Raw genomic sequence first — 2,944 nt, 5'->3', positions numbered from 1 at the left:
TGGTTAAGTCCTCGATCGATTAGTATCCGTCAGCTCCACACGTCGCCGTGCTTCCACCCCAGACCTATCAACCTCATCTTCTTTGAGGGATCTTACTTACTTGCGTAATGGGAAATCTCATCTCGAGGGGGGCTTCATGCTTAGATGCTTTCAGCATTTATCCCGTCCATACATAGCTACCCAGCGATGCCTTTGGCAAGACAACTGGTACACCAGAGGTATGTCCATCCCGGTCCTCTCGTACTAAGGACAGCTCCTCTCAAATTTCCTGCGCCCGCGACGGATAGGGACCGAACTGTCTCACGACGTTCTGAACCCAGCTCGCGTACCGCTTTAATGGGCGAACAGCCCAACCCTTGGGACCGACTACAGCCCCAGGATGCGATGAGCCGACATCGAGGTGCCAAACCTCCCCGTCGATGTGGACTCTTGGGGGAGATAAGCCTGTTATCCCCGGGGTAGCTTTTATCCGTTGAGCGATGGCCCTTCCATGCGGAACCACCGGATCACTAAGCCCGTCTTTCGACCCTGCTCGACTTGTAGGTCTCGCAGTCAAGCTCCCTTATGCCTTTGCACTCTACGAATGATGTCCAACCATTCTGAGGGAACCTTTGGGCGCCTCCGTTACTCTTTAGGAGGCGACCGCCCCAGTCAAACTGCCCGCCTGACACTGTCTCCTGCCCCGATAAGGGGCATGGGTTAGAAGTCCAATACAGCCAGGGTAGTATCCCACCAACGCCTCATCCGAAGCTAGCGCTCCGGAGTCCAAGGCTCCTACCTATCCTGTACAGGCTGCACCGGAATTCAATATCAGGTTACAGTAAAGCTCCACGGGGTCTTTCCGTCCTGTCGCGGGTAACCTGCATCTTCACAGGTATTATAATTTCACCGAGTCTCTCGTTGAGACAGTGCCCAGATCGTTACGCCTTTCGTGCGGGTCGGAACTTACCCGACAAGGAATTTCGCTACCTTAGGACCGTTATAGTTACGGCCGCCGTTTACTGGGGCTTCAATTCGAAGCTTCGCTTGCGCTGACCTCTCCTCTTAACCTTCCAGCACCGGGCAGGCGTCAGCCCCTATACTTCACCTTGCGGTTTTGCAGAGACCTGTGTTTTTGCTAAACAGTCGCCTGGGCCTATTCACTGCGGCTCTCTCGGGCTTTAACACCCTACCAGAGCACCCCTTCTCCCGAAGTTACGGGGTCATTTTGCCGAGTTCCTTAACGAGAGTTCTCTCGATCACCTTAGGATTCTCTCCTCGCCTACCTGTGTCGGTTTGCGGTACAGGCACCTCCCGCCTCGCTAGAGGCTTTTCTTGGCAGCGTGAAATCAGGGACTCAGGGATAAATCCCCTTGCTATCACAGCTCAATGTTATAGGAATGGGATTTGCCTCATTCCACACCTCACTGCTTAGACGCGCATAACCAACAGCGCGCTCACCCTATCCTACTGCGTCACCCCATTGCTCAAACGGCGGGGAGGTGGTACAGGAATATCAACCTGTTGTCCATCGTCTACGCCTTTCGGCCTCAACTTAGGTCCTGACTAACCCTGAGCGGACGAGCCTTCCTCAGGAAACCTTGGGCATTCGGTGGAAGGGATTCTCACCCTTCTTTCGCTACTCATACCGGCATTCTCACTTCCAAGCGCTCCACCAGTCCTTACGGTCTAGCTTCGACGCCCTTGGAACGCTCTCCTACCACTGACATCAAAGATGTCAATCCACAGTTTCGGTGATTCGTTTAGCCCCGGTACATTTTCGGCGCAGCGCCACTCGACCAGTGAGCTATTACGCACTCTTTAAATGATGGCTGCTTCTAAGCCAACATCCTGGTTGTCTGGGCAACGCCACATCCTTTTCCACTTAACGAATACTTGGGGACCTTAACTGGTGGTCTGGGCTGTTTCCCTCTCGACTATGGATCTTATCACCCACAGTCTGACTCCCAAACATAAATCATCGGCATTCGGAGTTTGTCTGAATTCGGTAACCCGGGATGGGCCCCTAGTCCAAACAGTGCTCTACCTCCGAGATTCTTAAGTTTGAGGCTAGCCCTAAAGCTATTTCGGAGAGAACCAGCTATCTCCAGGTTCGATTGGAATTTCACCGCTACCCACACCTCATCCCCGCACTTTTCAACGTACGTGGGTTCGGGCCTCCAGTAAGTGTTACCTTACCTTCACCCTGGACATGGGTAGATCACCTGGTTTCGGGTCTACGACCCCATACTCTGACGCCCTATTCAGACTCGCTTTCGCTGCGGCTCCGCATTCACTGCTTAACCTTGCATGGAATCGTAACTCGCCGGTTCATTCTACAAAAGGCACGCCATCACCCATTAACGGGCTCTGACAACTTGTAGGCACATGGTTTCAGGATCTATTTCACTCCCCTTCCGGGGTGCTTTTCACCTTTCCCTCACGGTACTGGTTCACTATCGGTCACTAGGGAGTATTTAGCCTTGGGAGATGGTCCTCCCGGATTCCGACGGAATTTCACGTGTTCCGCCGTACTCAGGATACACTCTGGAGAGAATGGACTTTCGACTACGGGGCTTTTACCCGCTGCGGCGGACCTTTCCAGGTCGCTTCGTCTAATCCATTCCTTTGTAACTCCGTATAGAGTGTCCTACAACCCCAGGAAGCAAGCTTCCTGGTTTGGGCTCTTCCCGTTTCGCTCGCCGCTACTCAGGGAATCGATTTTTCTTTCTCTTCCTCCGGATACTTAGATGTTTCAGTTCTCCGGGTGTGCCTCGTTTACGCTATGTATTCACGTAAACGTACTGTCCCATTATGGACAGTGGGTTTCCCCATTCGGAAATCTCCGGATCAAAGCTTACTTACAGCTCCCCGGAGCATATCGGTGTTAGTGCCGTCCTTCTTAGGCTCCTAGTGCCAAGGCATCCGCCATGCGCCCTTTCTAACTTAACCTTTCGGTTTTTGA

Annotated in this window: 1 rRNA gene; it reads right to left on the bottom strand. The window is 52.9% G+C overall.

The annotated features are described in order from the left end of the window. Positions 1-2,931, bottom strand: a 23S ribosomal RNA gene (locus AC1TO4_RS19700). Positions 2,932-2,944: the final 13 nt, after the last annotated feature.

The sequence above is a fragment of the Sporosarcina sp. Y838 genome, assembly GCF_056786515.1.
This window is presented reverse-complemented; position numbering and strand designations above follow the sequence as displayed.